The sequence below is a fragment of the uncultured Williamsia sp. genome (assembly GCF_947494875.1).
Taxonomy (GTDB): domain Bacteria; phylum Actinomycetota; class Actinomycetes; order Mycobacteriales; family Mycobacteriaceae; genus Williamsia_A.
On record NZ_CANLWM010000001.1, the window covers coordinates 578,710 to 595,863 of the forward strand.

16 protein-coding genes are annotated in these 17,154 nt (G+C 70.5%); 8 read left to right on the forward strand and 8 right to left on the reverse strand.

Annotation, left to right across the window (positions count from 1 at the left end):
• The first annotated feature begins 22 nt into the window (after positions 1-22).
• Both Q1A98_RS02940 and Q1A98_RS02945 read left to right on the forward strand, forming a co-directional pair.
• The gene (locus tag Q1A98_RS02940) at positions 23-1,576 is read left to right on the forward strand and encodes a succinic semialdehyde dehydrogenase (protein ID WP_299569738.1); all 1,554 of its coding nucleotides are present in this window, start codon (positions 23-25) and stop codon (positions 1,574-1,576) included.
• Positions 1,577-1,820: 244 nt separating this feature from the next.
• The gene (locus tag Q1A98_RS02945; RefSeq protein ID WP_299569740.1) at positions 1,821-2,396 is read left to right on the forward strand and encodes a hypothetical protein; all 576 of its coding nucleotides are present in this window, start codon (positions 1,821-1,823) and stop codon (positions 2,394-2,396) included.
• Between the two features lie 77 nt (positions 2,397-2,473).
• Here the strand turns inward: Q1A98_RS02945 and Q1A98_RS02950 are convergent, their stop codons facing one another.
• The 4 genes from Q1A98_RS02950 to Q1A98_RS02965 all read right to left on the reverse strand — a co-directional run bounded on the left by Q1A98_RS02950 (position 2,474) and on the right by Q1A98_RS02965 (position 5,031).
• Positions 2,474-3,001, reverse strand: coding sequence for a copper resistance CopC family protein (locus Q1A98_RS02950; RefSeq protein ID WP_299569742.1), 528 nt, complete (start codon positions 2,999-3,001; stop codon positions 2,474-2,476).
• Complete coding sequence (locus Q1A98_RS02955; protein ID WP_299569743.1) at positions 2,998-3,633, reverse strand: YcnI family protein; 636 nt, start codon at positions 3,631-3,633, stop codon at positions 2,998-3,000. The genes Q1A98_RS02950 and Q1A98_RS02955 overlap by 4 nt, the downstream gene beginning before the upstream one ends.
• 73 nt (positions 3,634-3,706) lie before the next feature.
• Positions 3,707-4,282, reverse strand: coding sequence for a hypothetical protein (locus Q1A98_RS02960; RefSeq protein WP_299569744.1), 576 nt, complete (start codon positions 4,280-4,282; stop codon positions 3,707-3,709).
• Between the two features lie 53 nt (positions 4,283-4,335).
• Positions 4,336-5,031, reverse strand: coding sequence for a DUF6474 family protein (locus Q1A98_RS02965; protein ID WP_299569745.1), 696 nt, complete (start codon positions 5,029-5,031; stop codon positions 4,336-4,338).
• A gap of 178 nt (positions 5,032-5,209) precedes the next feature.
• On the opposite strand from Q1A98_RS02965, the gene Q1A98_RS02970 reads away from it, so the two are divergent.
• Together Q1A98_RS02970 and Q1A98_RS02975 are read left to right on the forward strand one after the other, a co-directional pair.
• The gene (locus Q1A98_RS02970; RefSeq protein WP_299569746.1) at positions 5,210-6,922 is read left to right on the forward strand and encodes a TM0106 family RecB-like putative nuclease; all 1,713 of its coding nucleotides are present in this window, start codon (positions 5,210-5,212) and stop codon (positions 6,920-6,922) included.
• Between the two features lie 196 nt (positions 6,923-7,118).
• Positions 7,119-7,652, forward strand: a complete 534-nt coding sequence (locus Q1A98_RS02975; RefSeq protein ID WP_299570521.1) for an XRE family transcriptional regulator — start codon at positions 7,119-7,121, stop codon at positions 7,650-7,652.
• On the opposite strand, the gene Q1A98_RS02980 is transcribed toward Q1A98_RS02975, so the two are convergent.
• The 4 genes from Q1A98_RS02980 to Q1A98_RS02995 form a co-directional block, all read right to left on the reverse strand.
• Positions 7,598-8,347, reverse strand: coding sequence for a TMEM165/GDT1 family protein (locus tag Q1A98_RS02980; RefSeq protein WP_299569747.1), 750 nt, complete (start codon positions 8,345-8,347; stop codon positions 7,598-7,600). The two genes, Q1A98_RS02975 and Q1A98_RS02980, sit on opposite strands and share 55 nt — an antisense overlap.
• 115 nt (positions 8,348-8,462) lie before the next feature.
• Entirely contained in the window at positions 8,463-8,999 is a 537-nt protein-coding gene (locus Q1A98_RS02985) for a peptidase (RefSeq protein WP_299569749.1), read from the reverse strand.
• A 141-nt stretch (positions 9,000-9,140) separates the two neighbouring features.
• Positions 9,141-9,770 carry a superoxide dismutase gene (locus Q1A98_RS02990; RefSeq protein WP_299569751.1) on the reverse strand — a complete coding sequence of 210 codons (630 nt, stop codon included), beginning with the start codon at positions 9,768-9,770 and terminating at the stop codon, positions 9,141-9,143.
• 177 nt (positions 9,771-9,947) lie between these two features.
• A complete protein-coding gene (locus Q1A98_RS02995; protein WP_299569753.1) occupies positions 9,948-10,106 on the reverse strand; it encodes a hypothetical protein in 159 nt (52 codons plus the stop codon).
• Positions 10,107-10,367: 261 nt separating this feature from the next.
• On the opposite strand from Q1A98_RS02995, the gene Q1A98_RS03000 reads away from it, so the two are divergent.
• From Q1A98_RS03000 to Q1A98_RS03015, 4 genes are read left to right on the forward strand one after another with little or no spacing between them, the layout of a single operon-like run.
• Positions 10,368-11,888, forward strand: a complete 1,521-nt coding sequence (locus Q1A98_RS03000) for a DUF3375 family protein (protein ID WP_299569755.1) — start codon at positions 10,368-10,370, stop codon at positions 11,886-11,888.
• On the forward strand, positions 11,885-12,661 hold the full coding sequence (locus tag Q1A98_RS03005; RefSeq protein ID WP_299569756.1) for a DUF4194 domain-containing protein: 777 nt from the start codon (positions 11,885-11,887) through the stop codon (positions 12,659-12,661). Before Q1A98_RS03000 ends, Q1A98_RS03005 begins: the two co-directional genes overlap by 4 nt.
• Entirely contained in the window at positions 12,658-16,068 is a 3,411-nt protein-coding gene (locus Q1A98_RS03010) for an ATP-binding protein (protein WP_299569758.1), read from the forward strand. The genes Q1A98_RS03005 and Q1A98_RS03010 overlap by 4 nt, the downstream gene beginning before the upstream one ends.
• Before the next feature lie 3 nt (positions 16,069-16,071).
• The gene (locus Q1A98_RS03015) at positions 16,072-17,142 is read left to right on the forward strand and encodes a winged helix DNA-binding domain-containing protein (RefSeq protein ID WP_299569760.1); all 1,071 of its coding nucleotides are present in this window, start codon (positions 16,072-16,074) and stop codon (positions 17,140-17,142) included.
• Positions 17,143-17,154 lie beyond the last annotated feature (12 nt).

Consider the following 17,154-nt stretch of genomic DNA (forward strand, 5'->3'; position numbering starts at 1 on the left):
CGTCTCGACGAGGAGTTCCCCGATGGGCCGACCCGATCGCGCGACGTTCGACCGCCTGCGTCAACTGATCGCCATCGACCGCCACGACACGCGCCCCACGCGGCCCGTGTTGGAGGCGTTCACCGGTGAGGAGATGACGACGATCCCGGTGGGGACCGCCGAGGATCTCGAGCTCGCCGTGAACCGCGCCCGGGCCGCCCAGGCCCGGTGGGCCGAGCGCACGCCCGCCGATCGCGCCGCGGTGATCTCCCGCTTCGCCGACCTGGTGTTCGCCCGCCGCACCGAGCTGATGGACATGGCACAGGCCGAGACCGGCAAGGCTCGTGCGTACGCGCAGGAAGAGGTCGTCGACGTCGCCCTCACCGCGCGCCACTACGCGGCGACCGGTCCCAAGACGCTCAAGGCACACCGCGTGAAGGGCATGATCCCGGGTGCCACCGACGTCCGCGTGCGGTACCAGCCCAAGGGCGTCATCGGCATCATCTCGCCGTGGAACTACCCGCTGACGCTGGCCGCGTCGGACGCGGTGGCCGCGCTCATCGCCGGCAACGCCGTCGTCATCAAGCCCGACAGCCAGACCCCGTACTGCGCACTGTCCGTGGCGGAGCTGCTCTACGAGGCCGGACTCGAGCCCGAGCTGTTCGCGGTGGTCCCGGGTCCCGGCACCGTCGTCGGCACCGCGCTCGTCGAGTCGGCCGACTACCTGATGTTCACCGGTTCCTCGCAGACCGGCGCCACCCTGGCCGCACAGGCCGGCCGGCGCCTCATCGGGTTCTCCGCCGAGCTGGGCGGCAAGAACCCGATGATCGTGACCGCGAACGCCAACATCGATCGAGCCGTCGAGGGCGCCGCCCGCGCCTGCTACTCGAACTCCGGTCAGCTCTGCATCTCGATCGAGCGGCTGTACGTCGAGAAGGCGATCTCCGCCGAGTTCACCCGTAAGTTCGCCGACCACGTCGCGACCATGAAGGTCGCCCCGGTCTACGACTTCTCGGCCGACATGGGTTCGCTGGCCTCGCAGGCCCAGGTCGACACCGTCGACGCGCACGTCAAGGACGCCGTCGAGAAGGGCGCGACGGTGCTCGCGGGCGGCCGCAAGCTCGACGAGGTCGGACCCTTCTTCTACGCCCCGACGGTGCTCGGAGGCGTCAACGAGCAGATGCAGTGCTTCGGGTCGGAGACCTTCGGCCCGCTCGTCTCGATCTACGAGGTCGACTCGGTCGACGAGGCCGTGAAGCTCGCCAACGACACCGAGTACGGCCTGAACGCGAGCATCTTCGCCGGCTCGACCGCCGAGGCGCGCGCGATCGGTGCCCAGCTCCACGTCGGCACCGTGAACATCAACGAGGGCTACGCCGCGGCCTGGGGGTCCACCGCCGCGCCGATGGGTGGCATGGGCATCTCCGGTGTCGGCCGCCGCCACGGCACCGAGGGTCTGCTCAAGTACACCGAGCCACAGACGATCGCGGCCCAGCGCGTGATCGGGATCGACGGCATCCGCGGCGTCCCGCGGGCGCTGTTCCTCAAGCTGGTCCCCACCACCATGAAGCTGCTGCGTTTCCTGCCCGGTCGCTGACTGGGACCCACGTCCACAGACCTCACCGCTGGGCCTCGGCTCGTGCACATCGCACGCGCCGGCGCCCAGCGGTGTCGTTTGCGGACGGCACTCTCACGAACCGCAACGACATCGTGTGAACGATCGACGTCTGTTCGGATGATTCCGCGAAGGATTTTTCGGACAGGGGACGCGCAGCCGCGAGCGGACTGAGAACGTCGCGTGGTCGGGCCCGCTCAGGACCCGCGAACGAAGGAGTCCAGTCATGTCTCGTCGTCGGATACGGGCCGGAGTGGCCGTCGCGGCCGCGACAATCGCGCTGGGAACAGGGTCGGCTCTCTGCGCCCCGGCGGGAGCGGCGCCTGCCCCCAACCCACCGGGCAGCAGCGACATCATCGGTGCCCTGAACTCGGGGAGCGCACAGGCGGATCGCGCGACCGGAGGGGCGCTGGGGCAGATCGCCGGCTTGCTCGACCAGATCGGTCTCGGATCGTCGGGTCCGTTGGCCGGACCGTCCGGACCGCCTGCGGTGCAGCAGTGCAACGCGTCGACGAAATCAGGCAACGACGGGATCACCGACACGATCCACAAGCTCGGCCGCCGGGGGCCGGCGACCTTCACGCTCTCCTACGACACCGAGAACGTGCCCGACCGCATCGTCGTCAGCTACCAGGGCAGGCAGGTGTACGACACCGGATTCGTGGGGAACAACAACCGTCCCGGTCAGGGTGTCGGATCCGCCCGCGTGACTATTCCCCCGGGAGTGTCGGATTCCGTGCTGGTGCGTGTCTACGGGGGAACCGACACGGTGTGGTCCTACACCGTCAGCTGCCCGAGCTGACCGCCCACAACCCCCACCGGACGCGGTCGGCGCGCGCACAGTGCACGTGCCGGCGCTGTCCGGTAGGGGTTGTGGTGTCAGACCCCGGCGGTGCGGCGTCGGAGGAGGTACGCGCCTCCACCCAGAGCGATCACGACGACCACGCCGACGGCGTAGGGCCACCAGGTGACACCGCCGTCATCCGACGACGACGCGGTCGCCACTGCCCCGGGGGTCCCCGTTCCGGCGGTGGTCAGCGTGAACCGCACCTGCCCGCTCACCGGGTGGCCGTCGGCCGAGGTGACGCGGTAGTTGACGCGGTACTCACCGGCCGGGCCCAGGGGTCGGAGTCCGACGGTGATCCGCGGCCCCTCGACACGGGCCTTCTCGTCGACCTGCCAGTACCGGTTGTCCGGACCGACGACGGTGAGCGCGTCGTAGGCGTCCTGCAGGGCCTCGTTGAACGTCAACGTGACACTGCTCGGACCGGAGGCGACGCTCGACCCGTTCGCCGGGTCCGACGAGACCAGGGTCGAGTGCGCGGACGCCGGACCGGCCAGCGCCGTCGTGAGAACGACGAGCACGGCGGCTACGACACCCGCCAGGGACATACGACCGGCTGTCATGACGACTTCCTCCTCAGGGCGAGCACCGCGACTCCCGCACCGATCACGCCGACCGCCAGGCCGACGCCGCCGAGCCACCGGGCGGTGGTGTCCGATGCATCCGGCGCCGCGGCCGTCGACGACTCCTCCGCCGCGAGCGTGAGCTCGGGGGCAGGGTGCTCGGGCTCGGAGCCGTCAGCGTTCATCGGCTGGTTCCAGTCGACGACCTCGCCGTCGGAGTATGTCTGCACCGCGGGCATGCTCACGGTGTTCTTCTCCGGCAGCGGGCCGGCGCTGAGCGCGAACCGTTGGAACCCGCCGGGTGCGATACCGGCCGAGCCCGGCTGCACCTGCCAGGTCACCGCGGTGATCTCGTCGTTCGCGTTCTTGGCGACGGTGGCCTGCCACCCCGGCACCGCCTCGGGACGGGCCGACTTCAGGTTCGGCACGGTCACCGACACCTTCGTGGTGGTGGCGTTGTCCGCGGTCTCGTTCGGCACGTTGAACGTGATGACGCCGTAGCCGCCCTGGACCAGTCCGGGTCCGTTCGCGGTGACGTGTGCGGACGCGACGCCCGGGGCGACGAGTCCGGCGAGACCGACGGTGGCGGCCGTCGCGGCGATCGCACCGATCGTGCGCAGAGATGTGTTCATGGATGTTCCTCGTGATCGGAGTGTGCGCGATGAACACGCACGGGTGAGACCCCGAGGAGCGCCTCGGGGCCGGTCAGACAGGGACGAGGACTGCCGGCGGGCCGCGCTTCCCGGGTCCGGCCGCACGGTCGATGCGCGGGCAAGGGACGACCGCAGGCACGGCGATGGGGGCGGCACCGAGCGGACGCGGACGCGGTCCGGGACCACGGAGTGCCGCGGCGACAGATGTGACGACGCCGGTGACGGCCGCCGCGAGCGCGATCAGCAGCGCGGTCACCGGGACCGCGATCACGTGGGTCAGCAGCATGACGGCGCCGTCGGCGGACCACGGCTCCAGCAGCGCGTGCAGATGGTGGATCAGCATCGGGCCGGCGGGCATGTCCGGCATGGCGTGGTCCGCCATGCCGGGCATGGATCCGGCGTGGTGGTCGTGGCCCACCGACAGCGCGAGGTGAGCGAGACCCTGTGCGACCGTGAGGATCCCGACCAGCGGGGCCCACCCGTGTCCGCGGAGACGCGACGCCACGTCGACGACTGCGCCGGTGACCACACCGAGGAACAGACACAGCGCCACCGCAGAGACGCCCGGGAGCACGCCCGACGCGGCACCGTGCGCGGCCAGCCCGAGTGCGGGCACCACGACGGTCACGGCTCCGGCACGGACCCGCCTGTCGAGTTCGACCGCTCCCCGTGCCCGCTCGGTCAGGGGCGTACCCCGAGCCGGGCGAGCAGGTCGCTCTCGATCCCCGCCAGCTCGCGCGAGATGGCCTGGTGCGCCGACCGACGGCGGGAACCGGGCATGTGCTCGGCGGCCGAGACGGCCGCGGTGAGGTCGCGGAGACGACCGGTCATCGCCTCGACGAACTTCGTGGTCTCGGCGCCCGCGTCGCGGGTGGCGGCGAGCGTCGACACCGACTTCTCCGCACCGGCGATCCGCGCGGACAGCGCGGCACCGTGGCCGCTGTACTTCGCGAGCTCGTCGACGGGGACGCCCACGCGGTTGGCCTCCCACACGGTGAGCTGCTCGCGGGCCAGCGTCGCCCCGCGATAGGCGAGCGGCACGACGATCGGTGCGGCGACCTTGGCGATCGACAGGTAGCGGCGCAGCTTGCGCGGGGTGAGCGTGGTGCCGTTCTGGGCGAGCTCGATCCGCGACTGGGCGAGCTTCTCGGTGGCCTTGTTGGTCTCGGACGCGATCCGGGCGGCGGTCTCGTCGGACTTGCGCTGCGCCTTGAGCTGCTTGCGCACGATCTTCTTCTCGTGCCGACGACGGGCCGCGCGCTCCTTGCGCTGACCGCGGTTGTCGAGACGCGCCTCCAGCTTCGCCTTGGCCTTGAGGGCCTTGGCCTGCGCGCGCCGCTGGGCACGCGTGGTACGGCTGGGGGTGAGCAGGCCCATGTCGGATGACCTCCGGGGTCGGGTGGTGCTGGTCGCGGCGCGAGAGGAGATGCGCGGGCGCGGTGATGACAGCTGTCGGTCCCAGGGTAGAAGATCACCCCCGGGGCACGAGACCGCACCCGAGGCGGGACGCGCCCCGGGGTCGGGCGGTACGGAGAGGACGGATGTGGACGGGTTGGTGACGGCACCGGGAGTCCCCGCCCTCCCGCGCGTCCCGCTGCTGACCGCCCGTGACCTCGCCGGTTGCGAACACCGTCTCGCGCTCGACGCCGGAGCCGTCGAAGAGCCCGTCGTCGTGAACGGACTCGTGGTCGAGGTGGACGTCGACGACATCGAGATCCCCGTGGAGGACCCGTCGGCGACGCGGCGCAAGGAGGCGGCAGCGCTGCATCGGCGACGCGTCGCCCAGACGATCCGGGAGCTCCACGCCGACACCCCCGACGCCGTCGTCACCGTCGACGGCGACACCGCGGGCCGACGTGCCGCCGCGACGTTGGCCGCGTGCGAGCGCGGCGTCCCCTGGATCCTCGAGGCCGTTCTCCCCGACGACCGCGTCGCGGGACGCCGCGGGTCGTCGGAGGCACTGGTCCACGTCGGCGACGGGTACGTGCCGGTGATCGTCGTGAATCACCGGATCACCGTGTCCGACACCGACGGCACCGCCGTCACCACGCCTCTCGGCAGCTGGGCCCCGGCGCGCGATCTCACCCGGTCGGTCCGGCGCCACCGCCGCGACGTGCTGCGCGTCGCCCACCTCACCCGTCTGTTGCAGCACGCCGGCGTCGCGAGCAGCGCGGGGACGGCCGGCGTGATCGGTCTCGACGCCGACTGCATCCTCGTGCACGATCTCCGGCCCGCCGTCGGGGCACAGGGAACCGACGAGCCGGCCCGCGACCCCCTCGCCGACTACGACGCGACGCTCGCCGTCCGCCGCGAGATCGCGGCGGGGACGGTGACCACCGCCCCCAGCCGGATCGGTGAGTGCCGCTCGTGCCGATGGTGGGCCCGCTGCGGTCCGGAGCTCGACGCCGCCCACGACGTCAGCCTGGTCGTCACCGGAAGCCAGACCTCGGTGCTGCGCGCCGCCGGGATCACGACCGTCGACGACCTCGCCCGCGGGGACGTCCCACCCGAGGTGGCGGCCGAGTTCCCCGGTGGCGACCTGTCCGACGCGGTCACGGTCGCCCGTGCGTGGCTCGCCGACGTCCCGCTGGTGCGTCGCGTCGAACGCCCGACCGTCGCCCGCGCCGATGTCGAGGTCGACGTGGACATGGAGAGCCACGGGGAGGACGGCGCCTACCTGTGGGGCACGTTGCTCACCGATCGGACCGACCCGACCGTCCCGGTCGAGTACCGACCGTTCGCCACGTGGGACCCGTTGCCGACGACCGACGAGGCCCGGTCGTTCGCGGAGTTCTGGGGGTGGCTGATCGGTCGCCGGGACACCGCCGTCGCCGCCGGGAAGACGTTCGCTGCCTACTGCTACTCCCAATCCGCGGAGAACCGTTGGCTTCTCGGGTCGGCCAAGCGGTTCGCGGGCATGCCCGGCATCCCGACCGTCGAGGCGGTGACCGCCTTCATCACCTCATCGGAGTGGGTCGACGTCTACGAGGCGGTCGGGGCGAGCTTCATCTGCCCACAGGGCAAGGGGCTCAAGCGGATCGCTCCGGTCGCCGGCTTCTCCTGGCGGGACCCCGAGGCCGGTGGCGAGGCATCCATGGAGTGGTATCGCGTCGCGGTCGGGTTCGAGGGGACCGTGCCCGACGTCGCGTCCCGCGAGCGGATCCTGCGCTACAACGAAGACGATGTGTGGGCTACCAAAGTCCTGCGCGAATGGATCGACGGGCGTGCGGCCCAGGACATCCCGCACCGTGACGATCTCCAGCCCTGACTCCCCAGGATTGGGACCCATACCACTCCACTGGTTCGACACCGATCCGTGATGGAGCGCGCGCGTGCGATGTCGTCTATTCTTCCGGTACGGGTCTGTCCGACGCGGGGAGGTGACGGTCGGACCCTGTGTGACGGACGAGATGTACGCGCCGTGTCCGTCGACACACAAGGCGCACATCCAGGGGGAGAAGTACATGTCAGGGGAATCACGATCGGCGCCTCGCATCGCCGGGTCCGAGAGTCCTGAGCCCGGTCTGTTCGCACGCCGTCTCGAGGAACTGTTCCGCACGGTTCCCGGTCCCAACGGCCGGGCCTACAGCGCCAAGGCCATCGCGGCGCGTTCCACCGAGCGCGGATTCCGCCTCGGCGAGTCGTACCTGAGCCAGCTGCGCTCCGGGAAGGCCAAGTCGCCGTCGTTCCGGACCGTGGAAGGCATCGCCGCCGCATTCGGTGTCGACGTCCACTACTTCCTCGAGGACCGTGCGGCCGAACGGACCCGAGACCAGATCGATCTGCTCCGGCTCCAGGCCGACTCCGACGTCCAGCGGACGGCGCTGATGCTCGCGGGCCTCCCGAGCGACTCGGTGACGATCGTGCGTGAGCTCATCAAGGTGCTGCGGGTGCAGCAGGGGCTGCCCGCGGAGCCCGAGGACCTCGCGGACCTGGCGACGGCCTATGCAGGCGAGACGCGGTCGTCGCTGAGGGTTCTCCCAGCAGCAGCCCGCTGATCCTCTGCCCGTCGTGCCGCCTCTCGCCGGCGGCGACGGGCGGTGATCACCACCACCCTGGTCCCGACGGCGGCGATGACCGCCGCCGCGACCAGCGCACCCACCGTCACCGGCGTGCTCTGTGCCGCGGTGATGCCTTCGGTGAGCAGCCAGGCTGCGAAGGCGAGGAACAGGGCTGCGGCGCCGAGGGCGATGGTGCGTTCGGGCAGTTTCTTGCCCAGGGCCATGCCGACGGCGATGGCGAGTGCGTCGGCGAGGACCATGCCGACGGTGGAGCCGATCCAGACGCCGAGCCAGTTGTGGTCGGTGGACAGGGTGATGGTGGCGAGCATGGTCTTGTCGCCGAGTTCGGCGAGGAAGAACGAGGACATGACGGCCAGCAGCACCGAGGTGCTGGTGCGGGAGGCCTTGTTCTGTTCGTCGGCGTCGAGTTCGTCACCGCGGATGGTCCAGATCGCGAACACGAGCATCGCCAGACCACCGACGATCGAGATGAGGTCGGTCGGGATCGACAGGCCCAGGAAGTGGCCGACGACGACGGAGACGGCGTGTACGGCGGTGGTGGCGATGGTGATGCCGGCCAGGACGACCCACCAGCGGTAGCGCAGGGCGTAGGTCATCGCCATCAGCTGAGACTTGTCGCCGAGTTCGGCGACGAAGACGACGCCGAAACTGATCAGCAGTGCGGTGAGCATGAGGGCGACGGTAGGGCACCCTCACCTGGCCTCGCAACACTTCCCCGAGCCGGAAAACCGCAGTTCGGAGGCCCTTTCCGATCGAGTTGGGACGCCCTCAACCGGCCGTTGGGGACTACGCGGCGAGCACCATCGCCAGCACGGCGGTGTCGGGATCGGCGCCGGGGTCGACCCCGATCGCGTTGCGCAGCGTGACCACCGTCCCGTCGGCCTCCGCCTCGGCCCAGCCGGCGCGGTGGTCCAGGCCGAGCTCCGGGACGCCGGGGAGCAGGACGCACCCCGAGGCGACGTCGGAACATTCGGGCAGCGACGGCCGCGTCAGCGACGGCGGGTGCAGCATCACCAGAGCCGGCGGCGTGCCCAATCCCTTGCCCCGCTCGATGAACTCGGCACCGGAGACGGTGCCGATCGACAGCATCATCCCGACGGTGTTCTCGTCGCACGATTCCGGACGGTCCTCGATCACACCGAAGACGGTCGTCGTGCGCAGCAGACCGGGGCGGCAGGCGATCCGCACCGACGCCACGAGGGTCTGTGACCACTCGAGCGTGGTGTCGGGCCAGCGTCCCGAGATGAGCATGCCGCGGAGTTCCCCGTCGGAGTGGAACGGGACGAGACCGATGGGAACCGAGTGACGCGCGGTGTTGTCCATGGCTCACCTTGCCGGGTGATCGTGCTGGCAGACAAGACCTGACGAGTGCTAAACGGCGGTGTTGAGAGCGTGTGACGGGCCCGTGAACGACCGAACCCCCGACAGCGTGGCCGTCGGGGGTTCGGGAGCGTGTGTGACGCGTCAGGCGGGGACGATGAGGCCCTTGCCCTGGCTGGTCGCCTTCGCGAAGCGCTCGGCGGCGTCGGCCCAGTTGACGACGTTCCACCATGCCTTCACGTAGTCGGGCTTGACGTTCTGGTAGTCGAGGTAGAAGGCGTGCTCCCACATGTCCAGCATGACGATCGGCACGAGTCCGACCGAGGTGTTGCCGTGCTGGTCGGTGAGCTGCTGGATGACCAGCTTGCCCTCGATGGTGTCGTACCCGAGGATCGCCCAGCCGCTGCCCTGCAGCGTGGTCGCCGCTGCGGTGAAGTGCGCCTGGAACTTGTCGAAGCCACCGAACTGATCGTCGATAGCAGCGGCCAGCTCACCCTCCGGCTTGTCACCACCGTTGGGCGACAGGTTCTTCCAGAAGATCGAGTGGTTGGTGTGACCACCGAGGTGGAAGGCCAGGTTCGCGGAGAGCTGGAACACCTTGTCGGCGATGGTGCCGTCCTCGCGCGCCGCGGCGGCCTTCTCGAGGGCCGTGTTCACGCCCTTCACGTAGGTCGCGTGGTGCTTGCTGTGGTGCAGCTCCATGATCCGGCCGGAGATGTGCGGCTCGAGGGCTGCGTAGTCGTAATCGAGATCCGGCAAGGTGTATTCACCCACGGTGGTACCTCTCCTCTGAGACGAGTCTTCTTTCGGCTGTACGTCACCACACTTCCCCAGGGTGACAACGATTGCAACGATCGCTTGCGGGAGAGACAGACCTCGACCACGGTCGAGGTTTCGACGGCGCGTTACGCACCGCGCAGAGCGGTCACGGGGGTGCCGGGTGGGTGTCGCTCAGAGCGCGAGCAGGGACACCAGGACGAGGACGAGAAGGGCGATGCTGATGCCGATCGAGACGCACCGGCCGCGAATGTCGAGGTTCTCGTCGAGGTGGAGGCCTCGTGCACCACGGCCCGCGCCCGAAGCGCGGTCGGTGTGGGTGTGCGTCGCCACTGAGGCACTCCTGTCGTCGTCGACGTCGAGCCGGTCACGCAGCCTGGGCTGACGCGGTCGTTCCAGCGGATCGTGTTCCCGGTCCCCGAGTGAGAACTGTCACACCTTCCCGCCTGAGCGTCACTATAGGCACGGCCCCGAACCATCACAAATCGGGGCCGCGCGGCGCCTCGGACCCCACTGTTCCCGCCCGTCACAGCTTGTCCCCAGGTCGCGGCCCGTCGCCGGATCGCGGCCGGTGCAGCCACTAATGTCGCGCGGGTGGATTCCCTGGGGACGCGGTCGGCGGAGCTCTACGCCGCGTTCTCCGAGAACGCCGACGCCGACGTCACCCTGAAGTTGCTGCGGTCCCGCTCGGCGATGGTCACCCTGGCGTTGATGGCGGCGAGGCTCGCCGACGGTCAGGTCGACGGCGACCACCTCGTGGAGGGACTGCGCGGCGACATCGCCGACCTCGCGTCGTACTGGACCGAGCGCGACCAGTCGGTCCCGGGCCCCGAGGAGCTGCTCGACCGATGGGTTCGGGACGGTTACGTCGCGCGCACCCTCGATCCCGACCGGGACGTCGAGCGCTACCACCTCACCCGCGGCGCGACGACCGCCCTCGCACAGGTGCAGGCGGTCCGGCACGACCGGTCGGTGGCGACGGAGACCACGATGCAGATGGTGATCGGTCGGCTCGGCGACATCGCCGTCGCGATCAACCCGGACCCGTCGGAACACCTGCGCGACCTCGACGCCAAGATCGCGGAGCTGACCGCCCGTCGGGCCGAACTCGCCGCGGGTGCCGTGCCGACCGTCGACGACCGCGGCATCCGTGACGACATCCGCATGGTCACCTCGCTGGCCGAACGCATGCCCGCCGACATCATCGGCTACGGCGAGAAGCTGCGCGAGAACTCGCGGATGCTCCTCACCAGCGGACTCGACGACCGGACCGGCGCCTACGCGGATGCGCTGAACCGCATGTTCGACGGGCACGACGAACTCGCACGGTCGCCGGAGGGGAGCGCGTTCGACGCGTTCTACACGCTCGTCTCCGACCATCGGCTCCGTGAGTCGCTCGAGGGACACATCGACGCGATCCTCGCGGGTCTGCCGGATCTGCCCCGGGACCAGGCGCAGACCCTGGCACGCTTCATCGACCGCATGTGGGACGAGGTGCAGCGCGTCGACGAGATCCGGGGGCAGGTCTACCGCCGGATCAACACGTTCGTGAAGGGCGGGGACTTCCTCGACCACCGCGCGCTGCGGGAGCAGATCGCCGAGGCCCAGCGCGCTGCGGCGGCCGCGTTCGAGAACGTCTCGGCCGGCAAGGATCTCGGTGTCGCGCTGCCGATCGCCGTCGTCGACGCGAACTCCGTCGGCGCGCTGTCGCTGCACGACGGTGTCGTCGACCTCCCCGACGACGTGGAGGCCACTGTCGGGGAGATCGACATCGACCCGGCCGACCTCGTCGGCAGCGAGACCATCGACTGGCAGCACCTCACCGCCGCGGTGAACCGTGCGGTGAGCCGCGGCGTCGCCGATCTGCGCGACGTCCTGGCCGAGCTCGACACCCCACGGGTCGGAGACGTGGTCGGCGTCTGGTCGCTCGCACAGCGGCACGGCACCGTCGACGGCGAACTCGGGCGGGTGGTCGTCGGGGCTCACACCGCGCGCGGGATGAGGTCGATCGCCCTGCCCGCCATGACTTTCCGCGAGGTGATCGTGGCGCAGGCACCGATGACGCCGACCGCCACCCACCTCCTCGACGACGCCGGAACCCAGGGAGACGCATGACCACCGACGACACCGATGTCCTCGCGACCGACGGTGGTTCGGCACCGGACGACGCCGACGACCTCTTCGTCGATGCGCCGGACGCCGACGCCACGCCCTCGGTGGACCTGTCCCACTTCTCCTTCGACGGCGCCGACCCGATCGGCGAGGACACCTCGGGACCGGTCACGCCGCGGTTCGAGGGCGACACCTCGGAGCTGCCCGCGCCGGTGTGTTACGCACTGCAGGAGCTGATCTCGGCCGCGCACGTCAGCGGACGGTCCCGCAACTGGCGGGCCATCGAGGCCAACGAGGCCGTCATCCGGTCGCGGTTGTCGGAACTGAACCTCGTCCTCGAACTCGACGTGGAGCGGCGGTACGCGTTCACCCGGCAGATCGCCGACGCCGATCCCCGCCAGCGGACCATCCTGCGGTCCTCGACGCTGACGCTCGCGGCGTCGGTCCTGGTGCTGTTCCTGCGCCAGAAGTACCTCACCAGCGTGGACGAGTCGACGACGGTCGACCGCGCGGAGATGGTCGACCACCTCATGACCTACAAGCCGGTGCGCGACACCGACGAGGCCGGGTTCGCACGACGGATCGACGCGGCGATCAACGTGCTCGAGAACCGCAAGGTCATCCGCGCGATCCCCGGCACCGACCGATACCTCGTGCACGGCGTGATCGCGGCGCTGCTGACGCCGGAGACCATCGAGTCGTACACGCAGGCGTACCGCCGTCTCGCCGGCGACGGCCCCGACATCACTGAGCTCGATCCGGAGGGAGACGCGTGACCGACACACTCGACGCGCCCACGCAGGTCGCCGGCGAGCGCACCACACGCCGCACCGTCGCCATCGGGCAGTTCCGCCTCACGCGGATCCAGCTGGTCAACTGGGGGACGTTCCACGGCTACAAGGACTTCCCCATCGACGAGCGCGGTGTGCTGCTCACCGGACCGTCGGGCTCGGGGAAGTCGTCGCTCATGGACGGCCACTCGGTGGTGCTGCTGCCCACCTACGACCAGGGATTCAACGCCTCCGCCGACCTGACGGCCAAGGGCGCCAAACGCGCCGCGCGGTCGATGGCCGACTACGTCCGCGGTGCGTGGGCGGAGAACGACGACGAGTACAACCAATCGCAGGTGCAGTATCTGCGGGGATCGGGTGCGACGTGGTCGGCGATCGCCGCGACCTACGACAACGGCGCCGGATCGGTGACGACGGCAGTCGCGATCAAGTGGTTCCCCGGATCGGGCAACGACGGCGCGAGCCTGCGATCGTGGTATCAGCTGCACACCGGCGAGATGGATCTCATCGAGCTGAACGACTGGGCTGCCGGCGGTTTCGACATCCGCGCGTACCGGTCGTCGCACCCCGACGTGGCCTGCTTCGACGTGCAGAGCGCCTACTCCGAGGCGTTGCGCCGACGCGTCGGGATCGGCGCGTCGTCGGCGGCGCTGTCGCTGATGGGCAAGGCCAAGGCGATGAAGAACGTCGGCGACCTCAACCTCTTCATCCGCACCTACATGCTCGACCGGCCCGACACCTACGCCAAGGCGCAACGGCTGATCGAGAACTTCACGCAGCTCGACGAGGCGTACCAGGCGGCGGCGCGGGCGCACGCGCAGGAGAAGGTGCTGCGACCGATACCCGAGGCGTGGCAGGCCTACCAGGGCGCCGAACGGTCGACGACGCGTGCCGGCGATCTCCTCGGCCCGCCGATGCGAGCGTTCATGCGGGAGCACCGCGCCGTGCTGCTCCGCGCCAAGCTCGACGCGATCGAGGACCAGCGCACCGCCCTCGACAACGAGGTCGCGTCCTGGGAGAACGTCGCCGACGACCGCGAGGCCCGCCACACGTCGCTGCGCGACCAGCTCACCGTCGACAAGGGCGAACTCACCACGCTCGAGTCCGAGCTGAAGGCGTTCGAGCAGCAGATCACCGCACGCAACCGTGCCTACGAGCGCTACGCGGCGGTGGTCGCGCGGCTGGGGGAGGAGACCCCCACCACCGCAGAGGAGTTCGCCGCACTGCGGGACCGCGCACCCGCGCTGGGTCGCGCCGCGACGGAGGCCGCGCAGTCGCTGTCGGCGCGAGCGCATGCCGTGTTCACCGCCGAGTCCGACGCGCGGCGCGAGCACGACGCCGTCGTCGACGAGCTGACCACGCTCACCGCACGACGCTCGCTGCTGCCCGCGGGGGCGCTGGCGCAACGCGACGCCATCGCGGCCGGGACGGGGTTGGCGCCTCGCGACCTGCCCTACGCCGCGGAGTTGATGGAGGTCGCGCCCGAGGACCGGGACCGCTGGGCGGGTGCGGCCGAGCGGGTCCTGCGCGGACTCGGACTGACGCTTCTGGTGCCCCACGAGCACCGGGCCCAGGTCACGGCCTTCGTCGACCGCACCGACCTCGGTGGCGTCCTCGAGTACCGGACCTATCGCACCGACGTCGACCCCACAGCGCCGACGCCGGGCACGCTGGCGGCGCTCGTCGTCGTCGACCGGGCGCACCCCGCCGCCGACTGGCTCAGCGGGGTGATCGCCCGGACGGCCGAGCATGTCTGCGTCGATTCCCCGGTGGACCTCGACGACCACGACCTGGCGGTCACCCCGGCCGGGCTCGTGAAGGCCGGGCGCGACCGGTTCCGCAAGGACGACCGCCGCCGCGTCGACGACCGCACCCACTGGATCCTCGGCACCAACACCGACGGGAAGCGCGCGGCCCTGCAGCACGCCCTCGTGGGGCTCGCCGCGCGTCTGGAGGAGGCACGGCAGGCGTCGTCCGACGTCCGGGAGTTGTTGGACGAGAACCGCGACCGTGCGAAGGCGGCGGAGGCGGTCGTCGGCTACTCGTCGTGGGCCGAGCTGAACTGGTGGTCCGTCCGGCGCGACGCCGACGAGCTGAGCCGTCGCATCGACGCGGTTCGCGAGAACCGTGTCGACCTCGCCGAACTCGAGGAGCAGGTCGAGGTCGCCCGCGCTGACTGGCGTGAGGCCGTGGCACGCGTGGGCGCGATCAACGACCAGCTGCGGCACATCGGGAGCGACTGGGACCGCTGGCTCGCCGAGCTGGAGAGCAGCGACGACAGCGACGTCCTCACCGACGACGACCGCGAGTACCTCACTTCCGTCCTCGACCGCACGCTCACCGACACCGGCAAGGTGTTGTCGCTGGAGACCTACGGCGAGGTGCGTTCGGATCTGCGCAACGCGCTCGAGTCGGTGCAGGCCGAGGCCGACGCCGAGCGCGACAACGCCGAGCACCGCATCGTCCGCGCAGCGGAGGCTTTCCTGCGCGAGTGGCCCTCGGCGGGAACCGATCTCACTGCCGACATCGCCGGCGCACCCGACCTCGTCGCGATGCACGCCGGGCTCGTGGAGCACGGGCTCGCCTCGACGCGGGAGCGGTTCCGGCGGTTGATCACCACCGACATCTCGCACTCGGTGTCGAACCTCTACAAGGAGATCAACGACACCGTCAAGCACATCCGCCGCGGCATCGCGGAGGTCAACGCCGGTCTGCGACGGGTCGACTTCAACACCGGCACCTACCTGCAGATCGCGGTGCACCACACGCCGACCGAGGAGGCGGCCGAGTTCGGCCGGATCGTCGACGCGATGATCGCCGACGCACCCGCCGCCCGCGGCGGCGACTCGGCGGTGCTGGCGCGGCAGTTCTACCGCATCAAGAACCTGGTGACGCGTCTGACCGCGACCGACGCCGAGGGTCGCCGCTGGTGCGACAACGTCCTCGACGTGCGCGCGAGTTTCTTCTTCTACGGCAAGGAGATGTCGCGCGATGACGGGCCGGACGCACCCCCGGTGCACACCTATCGCAACACCGCGACCAACTCCGGTGGTGAGCAGGAGAAGCTGGTCGCGTTCTGTCTCGCTGCGGCGCTGAGCTTCTCGCTCGGCACGCCGGAGGACCATCGGCCGGGGTTCGCTCCGCTGATGCTCGACGAGGCGTTCTCCAAGTCCGACGAGACGTTCAGCTCGCAGTCGCTGCGGGCGTTCGAGCAGTTCGGGTTCCAGCTCGTCATCGCGGCTCCGATCCGCATGGCGGGCATCGTCGAACCTTTCATCGGCCAGGTGATCCTCGTCGACAAGCGGACGGGCCCCGACGGTGCGGCCCGCTCGGATGCCCGGTCGGCCACGTTCGGCGAGATCGCCGAGGCGCGGACGGCCGCGGGCGGCTGACGGATGCCCGCAGCCCTGACCGAGCGCGCCTGGACCACGACGCTGCTCGAGCGCCAACACCTCGCAGCCCGCATCGACGAGGACGTCATCGAGGTGCTCGACCGCTGTGTCGGCCTGCAGTCACAGGATCCGCGGGCGGCGTTCGTCGCGCTGGCGTCGCGGGTGGAGGGCTTCGACCCGGCGGAACTCGACGGGCTGATGCTCGACCGCACCGTCGTCCGGATGGCCCTGCTGCGCAGCACCGTGTTCCTCATGGACGCCGACGACGCGCGATGGGTGCGGACGTTGGCGGAGCCGGCGCTGGCGGCCGAACTGCGTATCCACGCGAAGCGTCTGGTGACCGCGACGCCGGAGGCGATCACGGTGGCGGCGCGCGACCTGCTCGACGGACGGTCGGTCGGCGTGCGGGAGATGGGGGCGGCGTTGCGGGAGCGGTTCCCGGACGAGACGGTCTCGACGCTGACCGCGATCGCCCGGGCGATGCTGCCGCTCGTGCAGGTGCCACCGCGGGGACTGTGGCGGTCGGGAGGCGCCGTCACGTACGCCCTCCTCGACGACTGGGTGGGGCCGGGCGAGCCGGCGGTGACCGGCGACGAGGCCCGCAAGGACCTCATCCGTCTCTATCTGCGCGGGTTCGGCCCGGCGAGCGTCGCCGCGATCCAGACGTGGGCGGGGCTCACGCGGTTGCGCCCCCTGCTGGACGAGATGGATCGCGACTGGGAGGTGGAGCGGGTCACCGGGCCCGACGGCATCGAGCTGTACGACCTCGACGGCCTGAGCCGTGACGGCGACCGCGACCTCCCGGTCAGGCTGCTCGCCCCGTTCGACCATGTCGTCACCGCGAACGCCGACCGTCGCCGGGTGATGGACGACGCCATGTTCGCGGCCATGCACACCCCCAACGGTCGGGTTCCGGGGACGGTCCTCGTCGACGGCCGGGTGGTCGGGACCTGGGCTCCCGGCGACGACGGCCGGGTGACCACCGACCTGCTCCGGCCGATACCGGCGACGCGGTCGCGGGATTTGTCCGAGGAGGTCGACCGGATGGAGGCGTTCGTCGCCCGTCGCGGCTGACCGGGTCAGCGG

Coding starts and splice junctions, on each gene's coding strand:
- Q1A98_RS02980 (WP_299569747.1), bottom strand. CDS start 8,347: ATGCTCACCGCACTGCTGATCAGTTTCGGCGTCGTCTTCGTCGCCGAA.
- Q1A98_RS02945 (WP_299569740.1), top strand. CDS start 1,821: ATGTCTCGTCGTCGGATACGGGCCGGAGTGGCCGTCGCGGCCGCGACA.
- Q1A98_RS02950 (WP_299569742.1), bottom strand. CDS start 3,001: ATGACAGCCGGTCGTATGTCCCTGGCGGGTGTCGTAGCCGCCGTGCTC.
- Q1A98_RS02940 (WP_299569738.1), top strand. CDS start 23: ATGGGCCGACCCGATCGCGCGACGTTCGACCGCCTGCGTCAACTGATC.
- Q1A98_RS02975 (WP_299570521.1), top strand. CDS start 7,119: ATGTCAGGGGAATCACGATCGGCGCCTCGCATCGCCGGGTCCGAGAGT.
- Q1A98_RS02985 (WP_299569749.1), bottom strand. CDS start 8,999: ATGGACAACACCGCGCGTCACTCGGTTCCCATCGGTCTCGTCCCGTTC.
- Q1A98_RS03005 (WP_299569756.1), top strand. CDS start 11,885: ATGACCACCGACGACACCGATGTCCTCGCGACCGACGGTGGTTCGGCA.
- Q1A98_RS02955 (WP_299569743.1), bottom strand. CDS start 3,633: ATGAACACATCTCTGCGCACGATCGGTGCGATCGCCGCGACGGCCGCC.
- Q1A98_RS03015 (WP_299569760.1), top strand. CDS start 16,072: ATGCCCGCAGCCCTGACCGAGCGCGCCTGGACCACGACGCTGCTCGAG.
- Q1A98_RS02965 (WP_299569745.1), bottom strand. CDS start 5,031: ATGGGCCTGCTCACCCCCAGCCGTACCACGCGTGCCCAGCGGCGCGCG.